Annotated in this window: 17 protein-coding genes and 1 pseudogene; 10 read left to right on the forward strand and 8 right to left on the reverse strand. The window is 63.8% G+C overall.

The window, feature by feature from the left end:
* Window positions 1–5 precede the first annotated feature (5 nt).
* The 6 genes and pseudogenes from ACVW16_RS29060 to ACVW16_RS29085 all read right to left on the reverse strand — a co-directional run bounded on the left by ACVW16_RS29060 (window position 6) and on the right by ACVW16_RS29085 (window position 7,535).
* Window positions 6–1,811 (reverse strand): gamma-glutamyltransferase family protein, encoded by a 1,806-nt coding sequence (locus ACVW16_RS29060; protein ID WP_456702441.1) that lies wholly within the window; start codon window positions 1,809–1,811, stop codon window positions 6–8.
* 79 nt (window positions 1,812–1,890) lie between these two features.
* A pseudogene (locus ACVW16_RS29065) lies at window positions 1,891–2,881 on the reverse strand (ABC transporter ATP-binding protein).
* A complete protein-coding gene (locus ACVW16_RS29070; protein WP_456702443.1) occupies window positions 2,878–3,864 on the reverse strand; it encodes an ABC transporter ATP-binding protein in 987 nt (328 codons plus the stop codon). Before ACVW16_RS29070 ends, ACVW16_RS29065 begins: the two are co-directional and overlap by 4 nt.
* 13 nt (window positions 3,865–3,877) lie before the next feature.
* Window positions 3,878–4,837, reverse strand: coding sequence for an ABC transporter permease (locus ACVW16_RS29075; protein ID WP_456738065.1), 960 nt, complete (start codon window positions 4,835–4,837; stop codon window positions 3,878–3,880).
* 1 nt (window position 4,838) lies between these two features.
* A complete protein-coding gene (locus ACVW16_RS29080; protein WP_456702445.1) occupies window positions 4,839–5,819 on the reverse strand; it encodes an ABC transporter permease in 981 nt (326 codons plus the stop codon).
* A gap of 114 nt (window positions 5,820–5,933) precedes the next feature.
* Window positions 5,934–7,535 carry an ABC transporter substrate-binding protein gene (locus tag ACVW16_RS29085; RefSeq protein WP_456702446.1) on the reverse strand — a complete coding sequence of 534 codons (1,602 nt, stop codon included), beginning with the start codon at window positions 7,533–7,535 and terminating at the stop codon, window positions 5,934–5,936.
* 382 nt (window positions 7,536–7,917) lie between these two features.
* On the opposite strand from ACVW16_RS29085, the gene ACVW16_RS29090 reads away from it, so the two are divergent.
* The 6 genes from ACVW16_RS29090 to ACVW16_RS29115 all read left to right on the forward strand — a co-directional run bounded on the left by ACVW16_RS29090 (window position 7,918) and on the right by ACVW16_RS29115 (window position 15,645).
* On the forward strand, window positions 7,918–8,175 hold the full coding sequence (locus tag ACVW16_RS29090; RefSeq protein ID WP_456738066.1) for a DUF6489 family protein: 258 nt from the start codon (window positions 7,918–7,920) through the stop codon (window positions 8,173–8,175).
* On the forward strand, window positions 8,175–8,975 hold the full coding sequence (locus ACVW16_RS29095) for a lipase family alpha/beta hydrolase (protein WP_456705216.1): 801 nt from the start codon (window positions 8,175–8,177) through the stop codon (window positions 8,973–8,975). Before ACVW16_RS29090 ends, ACVW16_RS29095 begins: the two co-directional genes overlap by 1 nt.
* Before the next feature lie 47 nt (window positions 8,976–9,022).
* A complete protein-coding gene (locus ACVW16_RS29100) occupies window positions 9,023–10,573 on the forward strand; it encodes a WS/DGAT/MGAT family O-acyltransferase (RefSeq protein ID WP_456738067.1) in 1,551 nt (516 codons plus the stop codon).
* 22 nt (window positions 10,574–10,595) lie between these two features.
* Entirely contained in the window at window positions 10,596–11,591 is a 996-nt protein-coding gene (locus ACVW16_RS29105; RefSeq protein WP_456702449.1) for an alpha/beta fold hydrolase, read from the forward strand.
* A 112-nt stretch (window positions 11,592–11,703) separates the two neighbouring features.
* Window positions 11,704–14,940 (forward strand): bifunctional cytochrome P450/NADPH--P450 reductase, encoded by a 3,237-nt coding sequence (locus ACVW16_RS29110; protein ID WP_456802531.1) that lies wholly within the window; start codon window positions 11,704–11,706, stop codon window positions 14,938–14,940.
* A gap of 30 nt (window positions 14,941–14,970) precedes the next feature.
* A complete protein-coding gene (locus ACVW16_RS29115; protein ID WP_456738068.1) occupies window positions 14,971–15,645 on the forward strand; it encodes a spermidine synthase in 675 nt (224 codons plus the stop codon).
* On the opposite strand, the gene ACVW16_RS29120 is transcribed toward ACVW16_RS29115, so the two are convergent.
* Both ACVW16_RS29120 and ACVW16_RS29125 read right to left on the reverse strand, forming a co-directional pair.
* Complete coding sequence (locus tag ACVW16_RS29120) at window positions 15,642–16,106, reverse strand: nuclear transport factor 2 family protein (protein ID WP_456738069.1); 465 nt, start codon at window positions 16,104–16,106, stop codon at window positions 15,642–15,644. The genes ACVW16_RS29115 and ACVW16_RS29120 overlap by 4 nt on opposite strands.
* 116 nt (window positions 16,107–16,222) lie before the next feature.
* Complete coding sequence (locus ACVW16_RS29125) at window positions 16,223–17,143, reverse strand: alpha/beta fold hydrolase (protein WP_456702453.1); 921 nt, start codon at window positions 17,141–17,143, stop codon at window positions 16,223–16,225.
* A 171-nt stretch (window positions 17,144–17,314) separates the two neighbouring features.
* On the opposite strand from ACVW16_RS29125, the gene ACVW16_RS29130 reads away from it, so the two are divergent.
* The 4 genes from ACVW16_RS29130 to ACVW16_RS29145 all read left to right on the forward strand — a co-directional run bounded on the left by ACVW16_RS29130 (window position 17,315) and on the right by ACVW16_RS29145 (window position 20,031).
* Entirely contained in the window at window positions 17,315–17,695 is a 381-nt protein-coding gene (locus ACVW16_RS29130; RefSeq protein WP_456738070.1) for a hypothetical protein, read from the forward strand.
* Window positions 17,692–18,774, forward strand: a complete 1,083-nt coding sequence (locus ACVW16_RS29135) for a PHA/PHB synthase family protein (protein ID WP_456738071.1) — start codon at window positions 17,692–17,694, stop codon at window positions 18,772–18,774. Before ACVW16_RS29130 ends, ACVW16_RS29135 begins: the two co-directional genes overlap by 4 nt.
* Complete coding sequence (locus ACVW16_RS29140) at window positions 18,771–19,364, forward strand: N-acetyltransferase family protein (protein WP_456738072.1); 594 nt, start codon at window positions 18,771–18,773, stop codon at window positions 19,362–19,364. Before ACVW16_RS29135 ends, ACVW16_RS29140 begins: the two co-directional genes overlap by 4 nt.
* 214 nt (window positions 19,365–19,578) lie before the next feature.
* Window positions 19,579–20,031 (forward strand): phasin, encoded by a 453-nt coding sequence (locus ACVW16_RS29145; protein ID WP_456702457.1) that lies wholly within the window; start codon window positions 19,579–19,581, stop codon window positions 20,029–20,031.
* Window positions 20,032–20,089 lie beyond the last annotated feature (58 nt).

Genomic DNA, 20,089 nt, shown 5'->3' on the forward strand with positions numbered 1-20,089 from the left:
TGCCTTCAGCGTCCCGCGGCGTAACCCTGCATGCCCCGCGGATTGGCGGCGGCGCGGCGGCGCACGCCGACGCGCGAGGCCGCGGTGAGGCGGCCCTCTGACCAGTCGGGGCCGACCTCGACGATATGTCCGCGCTCGCGAAGGTTCTCGACCGTCGCTTTGGGCACGCGGTTCTCGACCACGAGCACACCCGGACGTGCGGTGCGCGGCCAGAACGAGATCGGGAAGTGCTCGGAGTGCCAGGCCGGGGCGTCGATCGCCTCCTGGAGATTGAGGTTGCAATGGACATGGCGCAGGAAGAACTGCGTGATCCATTGATCCTGCTGGTCGCCGCCGGGCGACCCCCAGGCGAGATACGGCTCGCCGTCACGCAATGCCATGGTCGGCGACAGCGTGGTGCGTGGCCGCTTGCCCGGGGCGAGCGAGCCGGGATGGTCTTCCTCGAGCCAGAACATCTGCGCACGGCTGCCGAGGCAGAAGCCGAGCTCGGGAATGATTGGCGAGGATTGCAGCCAACCGCCCGAAGGCGTCGAGGACACCATGTTGCCAGCCTTGTCGACGATGTCGAAATGCACGGTGTCACCGCGCACCTCGCCGAAGCGTCCGACGGTCGGCTCGCCGGCGCCGAGCGCGCCGACCGCTTCGCGCTGGCCGTCGGCGCGGCGCAGCTTGACCACGCCGCCGAAGCCTTCGACGGTGCCGGGGACGAAATCGAGCGAGGCCTTCTCGGTCACGAGCTTGCGGCGCTGGTCGTTGTAGCCATCCGATAGTAGTGTCTCTATCGGGATGTCCGAGAACTTCGGATCGCCGTAGAATTTTTCGCGGTCGGCGAAGGCAAGCTTGGCGCATTCGATCTGGAGATGGATGAATTCCGGCCCGGTCGGGTCGAGCCCGTCCAGCGCGAATCCCTTGAGCAGCGCGAGCTGCTGCAGCGTCACCGGCCCCTGGCTCCAGACGCCGGCCTTGCAGACGGTGTAACGGCCATAGTTGTAGGTGAGGGGCGCCTCGATCGTTGGCTGCCAGCGCGCCATGTCGTCGGCCGAGAGCACGCCGCGATGCGGCGAGCCGCTGACGTCCATCACCTCCTGCGTCCGGCAGAATTTGTCGATGGCTTCCGCGACAAAACCCTGCGACCATGATTTCCGCGCGCGCTCGATCTCGGTCTCGCGGCCACCGCCGCCGCTCTCGGCCTCGTTGAGAATGCGGGTGTAGGTCGCAGCCAGCGTCTTGTTGGTGAAGATCGTGCCGGGCTTCGGGACCTCGCCGTTCGGCAGGTAGACGGCGGCGGAGGTCGGCCAGTGCTTGCGGAACAATTGCTCGACGGTCCGGATCGTGGCGCAAGCGCGCTCGACCAGCGGATAGCCGTCGCGTGCGTAGGAGATCGCTGGCTCCAGCACGTCGCGCACACGCATCGTGCCGTAGTCCCGCAGCAGCATCATCCAGGATTCGAAAGTGCCGGGGACGCAGGCCGCAAGCAGGCCGGTGCCGGGCACCATGTCGAGGCCTTCGCTCTTGTAATGGGCAATGGTGGCGCGCGCCGGCGCCGGGCCCTGGCCGCAGATCACCTCGGTGCAGCCGCGCCTCGCGTCATGCACGATAACAGGCACATCGCCGCCGGGGCCATTCAGATGCGGCTCGACCACCTGAAGCGTGAACGCGGTGGCGACCCCGGCGTCGAACGCGTTGCCGCCCTTTTCCAGGATGGACATGCCTATGGCGGTCGCGATCCAGTGGGTCGTGGCAACGACGCCGAACGTGCCCTCGATCTCGGGCCGCGTTGTGAAGGGATCCGGATTGACGTTGCTGGCCATGGGCTACCTCATCTGCGGCGCGCAATTGATCACAGGCCATGCCGTGCCGCCAATGCGTGCGCCGCATGGCACGGGCGCGTTATGCCGGGACCGGCGCGGTGTTCACCGCATGGCAGGCGACGCCGTCGATCAATTCCGGAGTCTCCTTGCGGCAGAGGTCGAACGCCAGCGGACAGCGCGGGTTGAAGGCGCAGCCAGGCGGCGGATTGATCGGGTTCGGGATCTCGCCCTTCACCGGAATGCGCTGGCGGCCGCTCATGGCAAGATCAGGCACGGCGCCGAGCAGCATCTTGGTGTACGGCATGCGCGGACGGGTGAACAGCTCGCGCCCCTTCCGCGATCTCGACGATGCGGCCGAGATACATCACACCCACCCGGCTCGCCATGTGGCGGACCACGGCGAGGTTGTGGCTGATGAACAAATAGGTCAGGCCGAACTTGTCCTGGAGATCGCGCATCAGGTTCAGGATCTGCGCCTGCACGGAGACGTCGAGCGCCGAAGTCGGTTCGTCGCAGACGATGAATTCGGCGTCGGAGGCAAGAGCGCGCGCGATCGCGATGCGCTGGCGCTGGCCGCCCGAGAACTCGTGCGGGAATTTCAACCGGTCGTCGGGATGCAAGCCGACGAGAGTCAGGAGCTCGCCGACGCGCGCCTGGACGTCGCGCTCACCCTGGATCAGGTCGAAGGCGCGGATCGGCTCCGAGATGATGGCATCGACCCGGAAGCGCGGGTTCAGGCTGGCATAGGGATCCTGGAAGATCATCTGGATGCGGCGGCGCAGCCTTCGGCGCGCCTGGCCTTGCCGCGGATCGGTCATCGAGACGCCGTCGATCAGGACGTCGCCGGAGCTTGGCGGCAGCAGCCCGACGACCATGCGCGCCACGGTGGTTTTCCCCGAGCCGGACTCGCCGACCAGCGCAAAGGTTTCGCCTTTTTTGATGTCGAAGGTGACGTGATCGACGGCCTTGAGATACTCAAGATGCCCACCTTCGAGGACGCGGTTGAGCCAGGGTTTAGAGACGTCGAAGACGCGGCGCAGATTTGTGGCCTGGACGAAAGGCGTGCTCATGCTGCGGTCTCCGCCGGCTCGCTGTCATAAAGATGACAGGCAACCGATTGCGTCCCGTGCGACAGCGGCTCCGGCCGTTCCACCCGGCAACGATCGAAGGCGGAGTCGCAGCGCGGATTGAACGCGCAGCCACGCGGGATCGCCGACAGGCGCGGCATCGAGCCCGGGATCTGCACCAGGCGCTTGTCGTCGCCGGCCAGTGTCGGGATCGCGCCCATCAGGCCCTTGGCATAGGGATGCAGCGGGTTCCTGACGACGTCCTGCACGGGGCCAATCTCGGCGACCCGGCCGGCGTACATCACCGCGACGCGGTCGGAGGTCTCGGCGATCACGCCCATGTCGTGGGTCACCAGCATCACGGCGGTGCCGTGGTCGCGCCCGAGCCGCTTGATCAGCGAGATGATCTGCGCCTGCACGGAGACATCGAGTGCGGTGGTGGGCTCATCTGCAATGATCAGCTCCGGTTCGGCGCAGATCGCGAGTGCAATCACCACGCGCTGGCGCATGCCGCCGGAGAATTCGTGGGGATAGCCGTCGATGCGCTTTTCCGGGGCGGGGATGCCGACTTCGGCGAGCAGATCGATGGCCCGGCGGCGGGCGGCCTGTTCGGAGAGATTGAGATGGGTCCGGATCGTCTCCACGATCTGGTCGCCGACCTTGTACAGCGGATTGAGCGAGGTCAGCGGATCCTGGAAGATCATGCCGATGCGCTTTCCACGTACGCGGCGCATCTCCTCCGGAGGCAGATTGTCGATGCGCAGGCCCGCGAGGCGAATCTCGCCGCCGGCGATGCGGCCGGGCGGATCGATCAGGCCGATCACCGAAAGACCGGTGACGGATTTGCCGGCGCCGGATTCGCCGACGACGCCCAGCACTTCGCCCTTGGCGATGTCGAAGGAGACGCCATTGATGGCGCGCAGCGTGCCGCGTCGTGAGGCGAACTCGACCTGGAGATTGCGGACGGAGAGAACGGGTTCGGTCATGAACGCTGCATGCTCATCGGAGTTTGGGGTTGAGCGCATCGCGCAGCCAGTCGCCGAGCAGGTTGATCGACAGGATCAGCGCCGCGAGCGCAATTCCGGGGAAGGCGACGATCCACCATTCGCCGGCAAACAGATAGCCGTTGCCGATGCGGATCAGCGTGCCGAGCGACGGCATTGTCTCGGGCATGCCCGAGCCGAGGAACGACAGCGTCGCCTCGGTGATGATGGCAAGCGCGAGGTTGATGGTGGCGATCACGAGGATCGGCCCCGTGGTGTTCGGCAGCACGTGGCGCAGCATGATCACGGGGGCGGGCAGGCCGATCAACTGCGCGGCTGCGACATAATCCTTGTTCTTCTCGACCAGGACCGAGCCACGCACCGTGCGCGCGTATTGCACCCAAAAGCTCAGCCCGATCGCGAAGACCAGGACCGCCAACATGCTCATCTCGTCGAGCTTGTTGCCCAAGACCGATTTGGCGATGCCATTGATCAACAGCGCGATCAGGATAGCCGGAAACGAAAGCTGTACGTCGGCGATGCGCATGATCAGTCCGTCGACGGCGCCGCCGAAATAGCCGGCCGTCAACCCGAGCAGGATGCCGATCGCGCCGGACAGGACCACGCCGAGCACGCCGACGAGCAGCGAGATGCGCAGTCCATAGAGAATTGCGGACAGCACGTCGCGGCCCTGCTCGTCGGTGCCGAGCAGGAATGGGCTCTGGCCATCGGCGGTCCAGAGCGGCGAGATGCGCGAATTCATCAGCTGGAGTTGTGCCGGATCGAACGGATTTTGTACCGACAGCACCGAGGCGAAGATCGCGACCAGGAAGAACAGCAGCGTCACGGCCGCCGCGATCATGGTGACCTTGGACCGGCGGAACGAATAGAACAGGTCGCTGTCGAGCGCGCGCCTGAACCAGCCGGGTGGGGCCGCAGGGCGCTCGGTTGTGTGCGGAACGACGGCTTCGCTCATGTTAGTGCGCCCGGCTGACCGTCGAGCGCAGCCGCGGATCGACGATGGTGTAGAGGATATCAACCACGAGATTGATGGTGACGAAGATCAGGGACACCATCATCAAATAGGCCGCCATGATCGGGATGTCGACGTTCTGAACGGCCTGCACGAACAGCAGCCCCATGCCCGGCCACTGGAACACGGTCTCGGTGATGATGGCGAAAGCAATGACCGAGCCAAATTGCAGGCCGGCCACGGTGATCACGGGAACCAGCGTGTTGCGCAGCGCGTGCCCGAAATGGATCGCCCGCGTGGTGAGGCCGCGTGCGCGGGCGAAGCGAATGTAGTCGGTGCGCATCACCTCGAGCATCTCGGCGCGGACGAGGCGCATGATCAGCGTCATCTGGAACAGGCCAAGTGTGATCGCGGGCATGATCAGCGCTTTCAAGCCGGACAAGGTCAGAAGGCCAGTCGTCCACCACCCGATATGCACGACGTCTCCCCGCCCGAAGGACGGCAGCCAGCCGAGGGTCACCGAGAACAGGTAAATCATGAGGACGCCGATCAGGAAGGTCGGCAGCGAGATGCCGATCAGCGAGACGGCCTGGAAGACATGCGCGAGCCAGCTGTCGCGGCGAAGCGCCGAATAGACCCCCATCAGGATGCCGCTGACCATGGCGAAGATGGTGGCAACGATGGCCAGCTCGAGCGTCGCCGGCATCCGCTCCATCAGCAGGTTGGTGACCGGCAGGCGAAATTGGTAGGATACGCCGAACTTGAATTGCGCGGCGTTGCCGATATATCGGCCGAACTGCACGATCACGGGATCGTCGAGGCCGAGCGATTGACGGATCGCGGCGCGTTCGGCGCCCGACGTATCCATCCCGACCATCTGGTTCACGGGATCGCCGGCGAAGCGGAACATCGAGAACGCGATGATTCCGACGGCGATCATGACGCCGATGGCCTGGATGGCCCGGCGCAGTGTGAAAGCGAGCATCTGTTCCTTTCACATCTCTTCAGCAGCACGCGTCATTGCGTTAGCTCGAAATAGCAAGTCCCGGAAGCCGGACCTTGAAGCGATGGCTTCCGGGACTTCACAACATGTCGACACCTACTCGTCCTGCTTGGTCGCCCAGTAGAGCATGACCATGTTGTCCGCACGCTGGGTCAGCTTCACCTTCTTCGACACGCCCCAGGCGAGCGCCTGCTGGTGCAGCGGGATGTAGGCCCAGTCCTTCATGGAGAGCTCGAAGGCCTGCTTGATCAAGAGATCGCGCTTGGTCGGATCGGATTCCACGAGCACCTTGTCGGCGAGCTCGTCGAACTGCTTGTTGCAATAGCCGCCGAGATTGGCTTCGCCACGGTTAGGATCCTTGGGATCGTCGCGGCAGCCCATGATGTCGTGCAACACGTTATGGGAGTCGAGCGTATCCGGAGTCCAGCCCAGCATGTACAGCGAGGTCTTGTAGCCACCGGGCTTCAGCACCTTGGCGAAATACTGGGCCTTGGGCTGCGCCAGCAGATCTACCTTGATGTTGATGCGGGCAAGCATGCCGACGATGGCCTGGCAGATCGCGGCGTCATTGACGTAGCGATCGTTCGGGCAGTCCATCGTCACCTCGAAACCATCCGGATAGCCAGCGTCCGCCAGAAGCTTCTTGGCGGCGTCGGGATCGAGCTTCGGTCGCGTGAAGTCCTTCGACATCGCAAAGATCTCGGGTGCGACCATCAACGCGGACGGCGTGGACAGCCCGCGCATGACGCGATTCTTGATCAGGTCGACGTCGATCGCACGGTAGACGGCTTCGCGAACGCGAACGTCCTTGAATGGGTTCTTGCCCTTGACGTTGGAGTACAGCAGTTCGTCGCGCGCCTGGTCCATGCCAACGAAGATGGTGCGGAGTTCAGGCCCCGTCAGCACGGTGGCGTTGGGGCTTGCTTTGACGCGCTCGATGTCCTGGACAGGAACCGGCTCGATCACGTCGACCTCGCCGGACAACAGCGCCGCAACGCGCGTGGCGGGGTTTGCGATCGGCGTAAAGACGATTTCCTTCAGATTATGTTCCGGCTTGCCCCACCAGTTCGGGTTGGCCTTGAAGACGGTCTTCACACCCGGCTGATGGCTCTCGATCGTGAAGGGACCGGTGCCGTTTTCATGCAGCGAGGCATAGCTCGGGGTTGTCGCGGCTGCGGGCGTCGGTGCCACCGCATCGTTCGCCTCTGCCCATTTCTTGTCCATGATATACCAGGTCGCCCACAGCGCGGTCAGGATGGGGTTGGGCGAGGTCAGGACGAAATCGACGGTGTAATCGTCGACCTTGATGACCTTGGCATCGGCGGGAACGCGGCTTTGGAAGTTCGAGCCTTTCGCTCGGACGCGCTCGGCCGAGAACACCACGTCATCGGCGGTGAAGGGGTCACCGTTGTGGAATTTGACGCCCTTGCGGAGGTGAAAGCGCCAACGCGTCGGCTCCGGCGTCTCCCAGCTTTCGGCCAGCGCCGGGATGACCTTCAGGTCTTTGCCGCGGGCGACCAGGCCCTCATAGACGTGGCCCAGATGCGCGCTGGTGGTCGACTCGTTGAGTGTGTAGGGGTCGAGCGACTTCAGCTCGCCCTGGTTGGCGTAGCGCAGCGTCTGGCTCGACGCCGGCGAAACTGCCAACGCAAGCACAGCGGCGAGCGTCGCCGCAAAAAGACTTCGTCCGACTGACATTCTTGACCCTCTCCACTCACCCGCGCCGTCATTTTTGATTGTTCGGCGGGGCTGATCGATCCATGTTGCCCAGAGTTCTCGACCCGTGCAAGCGCCATTCCAGCAAGGAACGCGCCAAGTTGCACCGCTGTGCAGCAATGCTGACAGGCATTTTGGCGCGAGAGGCGCGCGGGCGACATTCGACTTTCGACCGCGAGGTCTCGAAAATGGGGCGGGAATAGCCTCTGCGGCGGCCCGGCGGCGCGCGATCGGGGCGGATTTGATTGACCATATGCCCTGATTGCGGAAGACGGCGCCCAGCCCCGCGTCTCAGGTCGCTTGCGTCGCATACCATGTCGCGGCGATACTGTGTGAGGCCACTCGAATCTCATCCGGAGGGGACATGAAAGTTAACATCGAAATCGACTGCACTCCCCTCGAGGCCCGCCAGTTCTTCGGATTGCCCGATGTATCGCCGATGCAGACGGCGGTCATGGACAAGCTGCAGCAGCAGGTCCTGAGCAACATCGACAAGGTCTCGCCGGAATCGCTGATCCAGAGCTGGTTTACCTTTGATCCCAAGCTCGCGGAACGATTTCAGGACATGTTCGTGACCATGGCCGGTCTCGGTGGCCCGCGCAGCGGCGACAAGAAGAAGTAATGACATCAGGGCCGGACGGGCCGCAGCCGCCGGGCCGGCTTCGTCCGCCGAGCCTTGGCCTGTTGCTTGCCGAGGCCCGAGGGCTGTTTGAACTCAACGCCAGCCTCCTGCTGTCGCCGCTGCTGATGCGCGCGCCAAGGGGCGACGGCCATCCGGTGCTGGCGCTGCCGGGCTTTCTTGCCAGCGATCTCTCGATGGCGCCGATGCGGCGCTATCTCGGCGAACTCGGCTATGAGCCCCACGCCTGGCGGATGGGCCGCAATCTCGGCGGATTGGCGCGGATGCGGGACGTCCTTCGCGCCCGCCTCGTCGAAATCCACGCGGCCAGTGGAAGGAAAGTCAGCCTGGTCGGATGGAGTCTCGGCGGCGTCTATGCCCGTGACCTCGCGCTCCATGCGCCGGACATGGTCCGGTCCGTGATCACGCTTGGCAGCCCCTTCGCCAATGACGTGCGGGCGACCAACGCGACCGCGCTCTACGAGGCATTGTCAGGCGAGCGGGTCGAGGATTTCGCCGAGCAGCGCGCAGCGATTGCCGGCGATCTCAACGTGCCCGCGACCTCGATCTATTCGCGCACGGACGGCGTCGTGAATTGGCGTACCTGCCTTCTGCACGCCTCCGATCGGGCCGAGAACATCGAGGTGCATTTGGCGAGCCATGTCGGGCTCGGGGTGAACCCGGCTGCGTTGTGGGCCGTTGCAGATCGCCTGGCTCAACCGGAGGGAGAGTTCTGGCCATTCGACCGGGCAGGGCCGTTTGCCATTGCATATGCCCCGCCAGAGCGGGCAGTATCGGCCTGACGAGAAGCGCCAGCAAAGGCGCCAGTCACACACAAGCGGAGGGAACTATGGCTGACGGTAAGAAGCTTTCGTCGCTGGATGCGTCGTTTCTCTATCTGGAAACGCCAGAGATGCCGATGCATGTCGGTAGCATGGCGATCTTTCGTCTGCCTGACGACTACAAGGGCGACTTCTTCGAAGACTTCAAGGCGATGATCGTCTCGCGGCTGCACATCGCGCCGATCCTGAAAGCGCGCCTCGAGAAGGCGCCGCTGGATATCGATCATCCGACCTGGGTCGAGGACGACCAGTTCGACATCGACCGTCACATCTTCCGCGCCAGCCTGCCGGCGCCGCGTGACCGCGCCACGCTCGAGCGCATCGTCGGCTGGATGCATGCCAAGCTCCTGAACCGCGCCCGCCCGCTCTGGGAGTTCTACGTGTTCGAGGGCATGAAGGACAATGAGGTCGGGCTCTATTCCAAGATGCATCATGCGGCCATCGATGGTGGCGCCGGTGTGGCCCTGACCAACATGATTTACGACATCTCGCCGATTCCGCGGAAGGTCGAGCCGCCGACCGGCGGATCGAAGCCGGGGCAGGAGCCGCGCGACATCGCCGCCAATCTGCTCGATTCCTATGCGCAGCTGTTCAACCAGCCACTCGATGCCGGCAAGGCCGCCCAGAACCTGCGACTGCCGCGCACCGGCAAGAGCGACATCGGTTCGATCCTGTTCGACAACGCGATGTATCAGATCGAAAGCGCGGTGCGCTTCGCCGGCAACATTCCGACCGTGGTCAAGAGCGTCTCCGACGTGCTCGGCAAGATCTCCGACCCGAAGTCGCGCGAGAGCCTAGCCAGCATGGTGTCGCCGCCGACCATGCTCAACAAGGCGATTTCGTCGGAGCGCAGCTTTGCCGGCGTGTCGATCTCGCTGTCGCGATCCAAGGCGCTGGCCAAGGCGGCGGGCGGCAAGCTCAATGACGTCGTGCTGGCGCTCGCCTCCGGCGTGGTCCGGCGCTATCTCCTGCAATACGGCACGCTGCCGGCGAAGTCGCTGACCGCCGCTGTGCCGATCTCGCTGCGCGAGGAGGGCAATACCGAAGCCAACAACCAGGTGTTCGGCATGATCTGTTCGATCGCGACCAATATCGAGGATCCCAAGGCGCGGCTCGAGGCCATCATCGCGCAGTCAACCAAGTCCAAGGAGATGTCGCATCCGCTGCGAGCCTTGATGCCGCAGGTCTCCAACATCTCGATGCTGGGCGCGCCGATCATCGTCCAGATCCTGGCACTGCTCTACAGCCGTTCGGACCTGTCGGACGTGCTGCCGCCTGCGGCCAACATCACCGTGTCCAACGTGCCGGGGCCAAGGCAGACGCTCTACGCCGCTGGCGCCGAGCTGCTGCACATTTTCCCGGTTTCGATCTCGACGCACGGACAGGCGCTCAACATCACCGTGCAGAGCTACCGCGACCAGCTCGATTTCGGCTTCATCGTAGGTGCCAACATCATTCCGCATGTGCAGGTGATGTGCGACATGCTGCCGGAGGAGTTTGCCGCGCTCGAAGCGGCCTACGCGCCGCCTGCGGCCGACATCAAGGGCGCAGCCGAATAAGTCGTTTGTCAGGAAGTTCGCAATGATTGAAATGCCGCCGCTGAGGTTCGCGCAGACGAACGGAATCCGCATGGGCTATTACGAGGCGGGTCCCGTCACCGACAAGCCGCCGGTGGTGCTGTGCCATGGCTGGCCGGAGCTCGCCTTCTCCTGGCGCCACCAGATCAAGGCGCTGAGCGAGGCCGGCATCCGTGTGATCGCGCCGGACCAGCGCGGCTACGGGGCGACCGATCGGCCCGAGCCGGTCGAGGCCTATGACATGGAGCACCTGACCGGCGATCTGGTCGGCCTGCTGGATCATCTCAGCATCGACAAGGCGATCTTCGTTGGCCACGATTGGGGTGGCTTCGTCGTCTGGCAGATGCCGCTGCGGCACCCCAACCGCGCGGCCGGCGTCGTCGGTGTCAACACGCCGCATTGGGACCGTTCGCCGATGGATCCGATCGCGCTGTTCCGCCAGCGCTTCGGCGACCAGATGTACATCGTCCAGTTCCAGGATCCCGCGCGCGAACCGGACAGGATTTTCGGCAGCCGTGTCGAGCAGACGTTCGACGCCTTCATGCGCAAGCCGCTGCCGCGGCCGGCAGAGAAATCAGGAGAGCCGCCGATCGCAGGCGTCGGCGCCTCGTCAAGGACCAATCTGGCGTTTCCCCAGATGATCGCGGCCTACGATGCCAAGGTCGATCCGCGGACGCCGATCCTGACGGCGGAGGAGAAGCAGGTGTTCGTCGACACGTTCACGAAAACCGGCTTCACCGGCGGCATCAATTGGTACCGCAATTTCACCCGCAACTGGGAGCGCTCGCAAGGGCTCGACCACCACATCACCGTGCCGTCGCTGATGATCATGGCCGAGAACGACGCGGTGCTGCCGCCGTCGGCGGCCGACGGCATGGAGGGGCTGGTGGCGGACCTCGAAAGATACCTGGTGAAGGATAGCGGCCATTGGACGCAGCAGGAGAAGCCGGAAGAAGTCAGCGCCGTCTTGATCGAATGGCGTAGAAGGCGGTTTGGCTAGTTGCGAGGAGCGAAGCGACGGATCAATCCAGGAAAGTGTCCACGGACGGATTTCTGGATTGCTTCGCTTCCCTCGCAAGGCGTTGAAGACCGAGGCAGGGGAAGCACTTTTAATGTCATCCAAGAACCGTCTGGATCCGATTCCGCAGCCGCCGACCAAGCCGGTGATCGGAAACATGCTGTCGCTGGATTCGGCCGCGCCTGTCCAGCATCTGACGAGGCTGGCCAAGGAGCTCGGGCCGATCTTCTGGCTCGACATGATGGGCTCACCGATCGTGGTCGTGTCCGGCCACGATCTCGTCGACGAGCTCTCCGACGAAAAGCGCTTCGACAAGACGGTGCGCGGGGCGCTGCGGCGTGTGCGTGCGGTCGGCGGCGATGGCCTGTTCACGGCGGACACCAAGGAGCCGAACTGGAGCAAGGCGCATAACATCCTGCTGCAGCCGTTCGGCAACCGCGCCATGCAGTCCTACCATCCGAGCATGGTCGACATCGCCGAGCAGCTCGTCCACAAATGGGAGCGGCTGAACGCCGACGACGAGATCGACGTCGTCCACGACATGACCGCGCTGACGCTGGACACGATCGGCCTCTGCGGCTTCGACTACCGCTTCAACTCGTTCTACCGGCGCGACTACCACCCCTTCGTCGAGTCACTGGTGCGTTCGCTCGAAACCATCATGATGACGCGCGGCCTGCCGTTCGAGCAGCTCTGGATGCAGAAGCGGCGTAAGACACTGGGCGAGGACGTCAACTTCATGAACAGGATGGTCGACGAGATCATCGCCGAGCGCCGCAAGAGCGCCGAAGCCATCGATCACAAGAAGGACATGCTGGCCGCGATGATGACCGGCGTCGACCGCTCGACCGGCGAGCAGCTGGACGATGTCAACATCCGTTACCAGATCAACACGTTCCTGATCGCGGGCCACGAGACCACCAGCGGCCTCCTATCCTGCACGCTCTATGCGTTGCTGAAGCACCCGGACATTCTCAAAAAGGCCTATGACGAGGTCGATCGCGTCTTGGGCCCCGACGTCAATGCGAAGCCGACCTACCAGCAGGTGACCGAGCTCACCTATGTCACGCAGATCCTGAAAGAGGCGCTGCGGCTGTGGCCACCTGCGCCGGCCTACGGCATCTCGCCGTTGAATGACGAAACCATCGGTGGCGGCAAGTACAGGCTCAGGAAGGGCACGTTCACCACGATCCTGGTAACCGCGCTGCATCGCGACCCCACCGTCTGGGGACCCAATCCCGATGCTTTCGATCCCGAGAACTTCAGCAAGGAAGCGGAGGCCAAGCGGCCGATCAACGCGTGGAAGCCATTCGGCAACGGCCAGCGCGCCTGCATCGGCCGCGGTTTCGCCATGCACGAAGCGGCGCTTGCACTCGGCATGATCCTCCAGCGCTTCAAGCTGATCGACCATCGGCGCTATCAGATGCACCTGAAGGAAACGCTGACGATGAAGCCGGAAGGCTTCAAGATCAAGGTGCGGCCGCGGGCGGATCGCGAGCGCGGCGCCTATGGCGGGCCTGTCGCGGCCGTGGCTGTTGCGCCGCGGGCGCCGCGTCGGCCGACCACGCGTCCCGGCCATAACACGCCGATGCTCGTCCTTTACGGCTCCAATCTGGGCACGGCCGAGGAACTCGCGACGCGCATGGCTGATCTTGCCGAGATCAACGGCTTTGCCGTGCATCTCGGACCGCTCGACGATTTCGTCGGCAAGCTGCCGCAGCAGGGCGGCGTGTTGATCATCTGCGCCTCCTACAATGGCGCGCCGCCTGACAATGCGACGCAATTCGTCAAGTGGCTCGGTGAAGATCTGCCGCAAGATGCCTTTGTCAATGTGCGCTACGCCGTGTTCGGCTGCGGCAACAGTGACTGGGCCGCGACCTATCAATCGGTGCCGCGCTTCATCGACGAGCAACTATCGAAGCGCGGCGCACGCGCGGTCTATCCGCGCGGTGAGGGCGATGCGCGCAGCGATCTCGACGGCCAGTTCCAGAAGTGGTTCCCGGCGGCGGCCCAGGTCGCGACCAGGGAATTCGGCATCGACTGGAACTTCACCCGCACCGCCGAAGACGATCCGCTCTACGCGATCGAGCCTGTCGCGGTCACTGCCGTCAATACCATCGTGGCCCAGGGCGGCGCTGTCGCGATGAAAGTGCTGGTCAATGACGAGCTTCAGAACAAGTCAGGCCCCAATCCATCGGAGCGCTCCACACGCCATATCGAGGTGCGGCTGCCGCTCAATATCAGCTACCGCGTCGGTGATCACTTGAGCGTCGTCCCGCGCAACGATCCGACACTGGTGGATTCCGTCGCCCGCCGCTTCGGCTTCCTGCCGGCCGATCAGATCAAGCTTCAGGTCGCCGAGGGCCGCCGCGCGCAATTGCCGGTCGGCGAAGCCGTGTCGGTCGGCAGGCTGCTCAGCGAGTTCGTCGAGCTGCAGCAGGTGGCGACGCGGAAGCAGATCCAGATCATGGCTGAGCACACCCGCTGCCCGGTCACCAAGCCGAAGCTGCTGGCTTTCGTTGGCGAAGAGCCTGAAATGCTCGAACGGTACCGTAGTGAGATCCTGGGCAAACGCAAATCGGTGTTCGACTTGCTGCTCGAGTATCCGGCCTGCGAATTGCCGTTCCACATCTATCTGGAAATGCTCTCGCTGCTGGCACCGCGCTACTATTCGATATCGTCTTCGCCGTCGGTCGACCCGGCACGTTGCAGCGTTACGGTTGGCGTGGTCGAGGGACCCGCCGCTTCCGGGTGCGGCGTCTATAAAGGCATCTGCTCGAATTACATCGCCAGCCGGCGCCCCGGCGATACGATGTACGCCACGGTGCGCGAGACCAAGGCCGGTTTCCGGCTGCCCGACGATTTATCAGTACCGATCATCATGATCGGCCCGGGCACGGGACTTGCGCCGTTCCGCGGCTTCCTCCAGGAGCGCGCCGCGCGCAAGGCGATGGGTGCCGGCCTTGGGCCGGCCATGCTGTTCTTCGGCTGCCGCCATCCCGACCAGGATTTTCTCTACGCGGACGAATTGAAGGCGCTCGCCGCAAGCGGCATCGCCGAGCTCTTCACCGCGTTCTCCCGCGCCGATGGGCCGAAGACCTATGTCCAGCACGTCCTCGCGGCCCAGAAGGACAAGGTCTGGCTGCTGATCGAGCAGGGCGCGATCATCTATGTCTGCGGCGACGGCGGCAAGATGGAGCCCGATGTGAAGGCGGCGCTGGTTGCGATCCATCGCGAAAAGAACGGCAGCGATGCGGCCGCAGCCACGCGCTGGATCGAGGAGATGGGCGCGAACAACCGCTATGTGCTGGACGTCTGGGCGGGAGGGTGACTGTTCTTCCGATCGTGCTAAAGCACTCCCATGATTCCCTGGGAAAAGATCGACACCGCCAAAATCCCCGGCTCCGACGAAGAGCTCCGCTTGATGCGGCGCGGCAAGGAGTTTTCGATCAAGCTCGGCACCAACGAGCTGATGAACAACCGTCTGTCGGGCTCCGAGGCCGCGCTTGCAACGCTGGCTGCGAAACAGATCGAGAAGGTCGCAAAACCGGCTGTCCTCATCGGCGGTCTCGGCATGGGTTTTACGCTGCGCGCGGCGCTTGCCGTGCTCGGAAGCAAAGCCCAGATCGTAGTCTCCGAGCTGGTGCCCGCGGTCGTCACCTGGGCGCGAGGCCCGATGGCGGAAGTTTTCGGCGACAGTCTCGATGACGCCAGGGTGAGCATCCGCGAGACCGACGTCGGCGAAGTGATCCGGGCCAAGAGCTCGGCGTTTGACGCCATCCTGCTCGATGTCGACAACGGGCCGGAAGGGCTGACCCGCAAGGGAAATGATGCGCTCTACAGTGCGAGCGGTTTGACGGCCGCGAAGGCGGCGCTGCGAGCCGGCGGCGTTCTTGCTGTCTGGTCGTCGGGACCCAACTCCGCCTTCACCAAGCGTCTTGGCCGTGCCGGCTTCGACGTCAACGAGGTCAATGTGCGCGCCACCGGCAGAGGCGGCGGCGCGCGCCACGTGATCTGGATCGCGAAGAAAAGCTAGAACATCGTGTTGTTGTTCGCCGGATTGTCCGGGATCGGCTGAACCACGTCCCAGTGCTCGACGATCTTGCCGTTCTCCAGCTTGAAGATGTCGACGATCGCATTGCCCTTGGTGCCGGGCTCGCGAACCGCGTTGACGTGCAGGATGACGTAGTCGCCGTCGACGAAAGAGCGCTTGATCTCGCTGTGCGAGTTCGGAAACTTTTCGCGCAGGAAGCCGATGAATTTTCGGAAACCCTCCGGTCCATCGGCCGCGTTCGGATTGTGCTGGACGTAACGGTCGCCGACATAGGCGAGGGCTGCGTCGACGTCTTTCTGATTGAGACCCTTCTCGTAGAAGGCCAGCACGGCGTTGCGATTGGCTTCCTCTTGCGCGCTACCCGCAAAAGCGGTGCCGCCGGCGAGGCAAAGCGTGAGGACCGAAACGGCGGCCATTGCGACCGACCGAGCGATGAGATGCATGGGAACTCCGAGAGGCATCGTAATCGAGGGAAGCCTCTATAGCTCCTGCATCGGCTCGCGTTAAGAGAGTAACCGGCAGTTCACATGGTCACCATGAGGAGACCGGCTGCGCCGATCTAGGCCGCCTTTGCAGCCGCTCCATGCGCGTGCTTGTCGATGGCGCCGATGATCTCGGGCCAGAACCGCATCGGCAGCGCGTGGCCCATGCCCTCGATCATCAGCAGCTTTGCGCCCGGAATCGACTCCGCTGTGTCCTTGCCGCCTTCGGGACGCACCAGCGGGTCGACAGTGCCGTGAATGACCAGTGTCGGCGTCGTCACGTGGTGCAGCCTTTCCTTGCGGCTGCCGGAGGCGAGCACGGCGCGGAGCTGGCGGCCGACGCCGGCCGGATTGAGCCCACGGGCGAAGACGCGTTCGGCACGATCAGGATCGAGCGCCTCTTCCTCCGGAAAGGAGCCGCCGCGCAGGATTTTCCAGGTTTGGCCGAAGCGGGTGATGAATTCTTCCTTGCTGCGCGGCGGCGGCGCCATCAGCATGGCGGCAGCCTCGCGCGTCGGTGGCGGCACGCGCGGATTGCCCGTGGTCGACATGATGGAGGTCAGCGAGCGCACGCGCTCGGGAAATGACAGCGTCACCTCCTGCGCGATCATGCCGCCCATGGACGCCCCGACGAGATGCGCCGACTTGATGCCGAGCGCATCCATCAGGCCGACCGTGTCCCTGGCCATGTCGATCAGCTTGTAGGGCGCGGCGACGGGAATCCTGAGCAAGCGCAGCTTCAGCAGCTCGAGCGGCGTCAGCCGCCTGCCGCCCGTGAGATGGCTCGACTTGCCGATATCGCGGTTGTCGAAACGGATCACGCGAAAGCCGTGCGTTGCAAGCTGCTCGCAGAACCCATCGTCCCAGTGGATCATCTGCGCCCCGAGCCCCATGATCAGCAGCAGCGGCTCGGCATTGTCGTTGCCGAAAATCTCATAGCAGATGTCGATGCCGTTGGCGCGGACGGTCTGTGGCGGCTGATGGGCGGAGGCGTTCACCGGCGTGCTCCCTTGGCTTCCAGGCGGGAATTGTATTGCATGGTTTGCCGCCGCAAAGAAGCCATGCGTGCGACATCGACCTGTCGCTTAGCCGTTGACCGGCCCGTCGCAACGGTGTGGTATGGAGACAAAAGAGGGGCGCAAGAAGCCCTCGTGACCTGGAGGACGCCGATGACCGACAAGATCACCGACCCCGTCGCCTTGTGGCAGAAGATGGTCGGCGAGATGGAGAAGGGGTTCAACTCGTTTGCCACCAAGGCGATGGAGACGCCCGAATTCTCGCAGGCCATGAATCGGGCTGGCGGCGCGGCTGCAGGTGCGCAGAAGCAATTCGGCGATCTCATGGAGAAGTATTTGCTCTCGATGAATCTGCCGAGCCGCGAGCAAATGACCGGCATCGCCGAGCGGCTTCAGTCGATCGAGGCGCAGCTCGGCGAGATCAGCTCGATGCTGAGCAAGATGTCGGCCAATTCCACGGGGTCGCCGAGCGATGCCGTGCCGCGGCCGCCGCGCACAAAGCGCCCGCCGTCCGAAAGCGGAGGGCCAAAATGAACGCGCCGACGGGAGTTGATTTCGCAGCAATCCCGGAGCGCATCCAGGCCGAGGTGCAGCGCGCCATCCAGCGCAGCATCAAGGGCGTCGAATATTTCTCGACCTCCGGCCCGACGCTCGGATCGACCCCAAAGGACGTGCTGCATTCGCGCGGCACGATGAGCCTCTATCACTACCGGCCAATGACGGACGAGATCTACCGGGTGCCCGTGCTGGTCGTGATGGCGACCACCAATCGCGGCTACATTCTCGATCTCGTGCCCGGCCAGAGCTTCATCGAGTTCCTCTTGAAGCGCGGCTACGACGTCTACATGCTGGACTGGAGCGCACCGCGGCCGGAGGAGAAGAGCCTGCGTATGGAGGACTACGTCCTCGACTTCATCCCGGATTGCGTCCGCCGCGTGCAGGCCGATTCCGGCGAGCAGGACGTCTCCCTCATCGGCTATTGCTTTGGCGGGGTGCTGTCGCTGCTCTACGGCTCGATCTTCCCGGAGGGGCCGATGAAAAATTTGATCTGCTTCACCACGCCGATCGACTTCCGCGAGATGAAGCTGTTCTCGAATTTCTCCGACCGCCGCTATTTCGACGTCGACCGCCTCGTCGACAGCGTCGGCAACGTGCCGCCGGAGATGATCCTGTCCTCGTTCGAGATGCTGCGTCCGGCGTCGCGCACGGTCAGCCAGATCCAGCTCTGGGAAAACATCTGGAACGACGAGTTCGTGAAGTCGTACCGGATGTTCGACCGCTGGGCGACCGACACGCTGCCGCTGGCGGGCGAGTATTTCCGCACCATCACCAAGGACCTGATGTGGGACAACAAGCTCTACAACGACACCATGTCGGTCGGTGGCCGTACGGCGAAGCTTGAGAACATCAAGGTGCCGATCCTGCATGCGGTCGCCGAGCACGATCACATCGTGCCCTATGACGCGGCAAAGCATCTGATCGCGAAGATCGGCTCCGCGGACAAGGAAGAGGTGATGCTGAAAGGCGGTCACGTCTCGCTGGTCGCAGGCGCCAACGCGGTCAAGCGGCTGTGGCCGAAACTGGATTCCTGGCTGGGGACAAGATCGACATGAGTGAGCAGCGTTCCTATCCACGCCACGTCAGAACCGACGCGGGCGACATCGAGATCCGCCTGATGTCGCCTATGGACGAAACTGCGGTGCTCGCCTTCGGCAAGGGCCTGCCGACCCATGATCTGTTGTTCCTGCCGCGCAACATCAGCGAGCCGAAGGTGCTGTCCGCCTGGGTCAAGGAGATCGAGCGCGGTGCGATTCAGAGTCTGCTTGCGGTGAAAGATGGCAGGGTGGTCGGCTGCGGCACCCTGGTGCGCGATCCTCACTCCTGGTCGCCCCATGTCGGCGAGATCCGCATGGTGGTCTCGCAGGACGTGCGCGGGAAGGGGGTGGGGAAGGCGCTGTCGCAGGAAACCTTTGCGCTCGCCCTCCGGGCGGGGCTGGAGAAGCTTTCGGTGCAGATGACGGTCGACCAGCAGGTGGCGATCGCACTGTTCGAGAGCCTCGGCTTCAAGGCCGAGGCCCTGTTGCGGGACCATGTCCGGGATGTCGGCGGCAAGACCCACGACATCGTCGTGCTCGGCCACAACATCGCGCAGGTCCAGGCCCAGATGGAGGCCTATGGGCTGCCAGACGCCGTCCAGCGCTAGGGGCCGATCGAAACCGGAAATCAACCCCATGCACAGAAGGCAGCGGACCAGGACGTCGGCAGATTGCCCCCAAATAAGGCTTTCACGATTTCGTGATATCGCGGTGCAGCATGAATATTGCATCGCACAATCAACTGTGCCATATAAGTTGTGCCCCGGGCCATTGAGGACGGGGTGAGCCCATAGCTCAACCCCTGAGGATGGAGAGAACCCCATGACCACCGAGACCAACTCCGCTTTCGACGGCTTCAAAGACGCTTTCAAGAACATCCAGAACCTGGAAGTTCCCGAGGCGGCCCGCGAATTCGTCAAGAAGACCGCCAACACCGCCAAGGACCGCGCCGCTGAAGTGTTCGCTGGCTCCGAGCGCGTGACCGCCGCCGTCGAGAACGCGGTGACGGAGTCCGTCACTGAAGCCGGCAAAATCAGCCGCAACATCCAGCAGGCGATCTACGAAGACGCCGAGGCCTTCTTCTCGGGCATCGACAAGCTCGCCTCCGCCAAGTCGGTCAGCGAAGCCGTCGAGATCCAGTCGAGCCTGCTCCGCACCCGCGGCGAAGTGTTCGTCTCGCGTGCCAAGGCGACCGCCGACTATCTCGGCAAGCTTGCTGCCAACGGTGCGAAGTCCGCTCAGGACAATTTTGCCAAGGTCTACAAGACCGCCTGATCTGGCAATCCGAGAGCAAACTGAAATTCGAGGCCCGCTTCGGCGGGCCTTTTGTTTT

The organism is Bradyrhizobium sp. USDA 4474 (genome assembly GCF_054057515.1).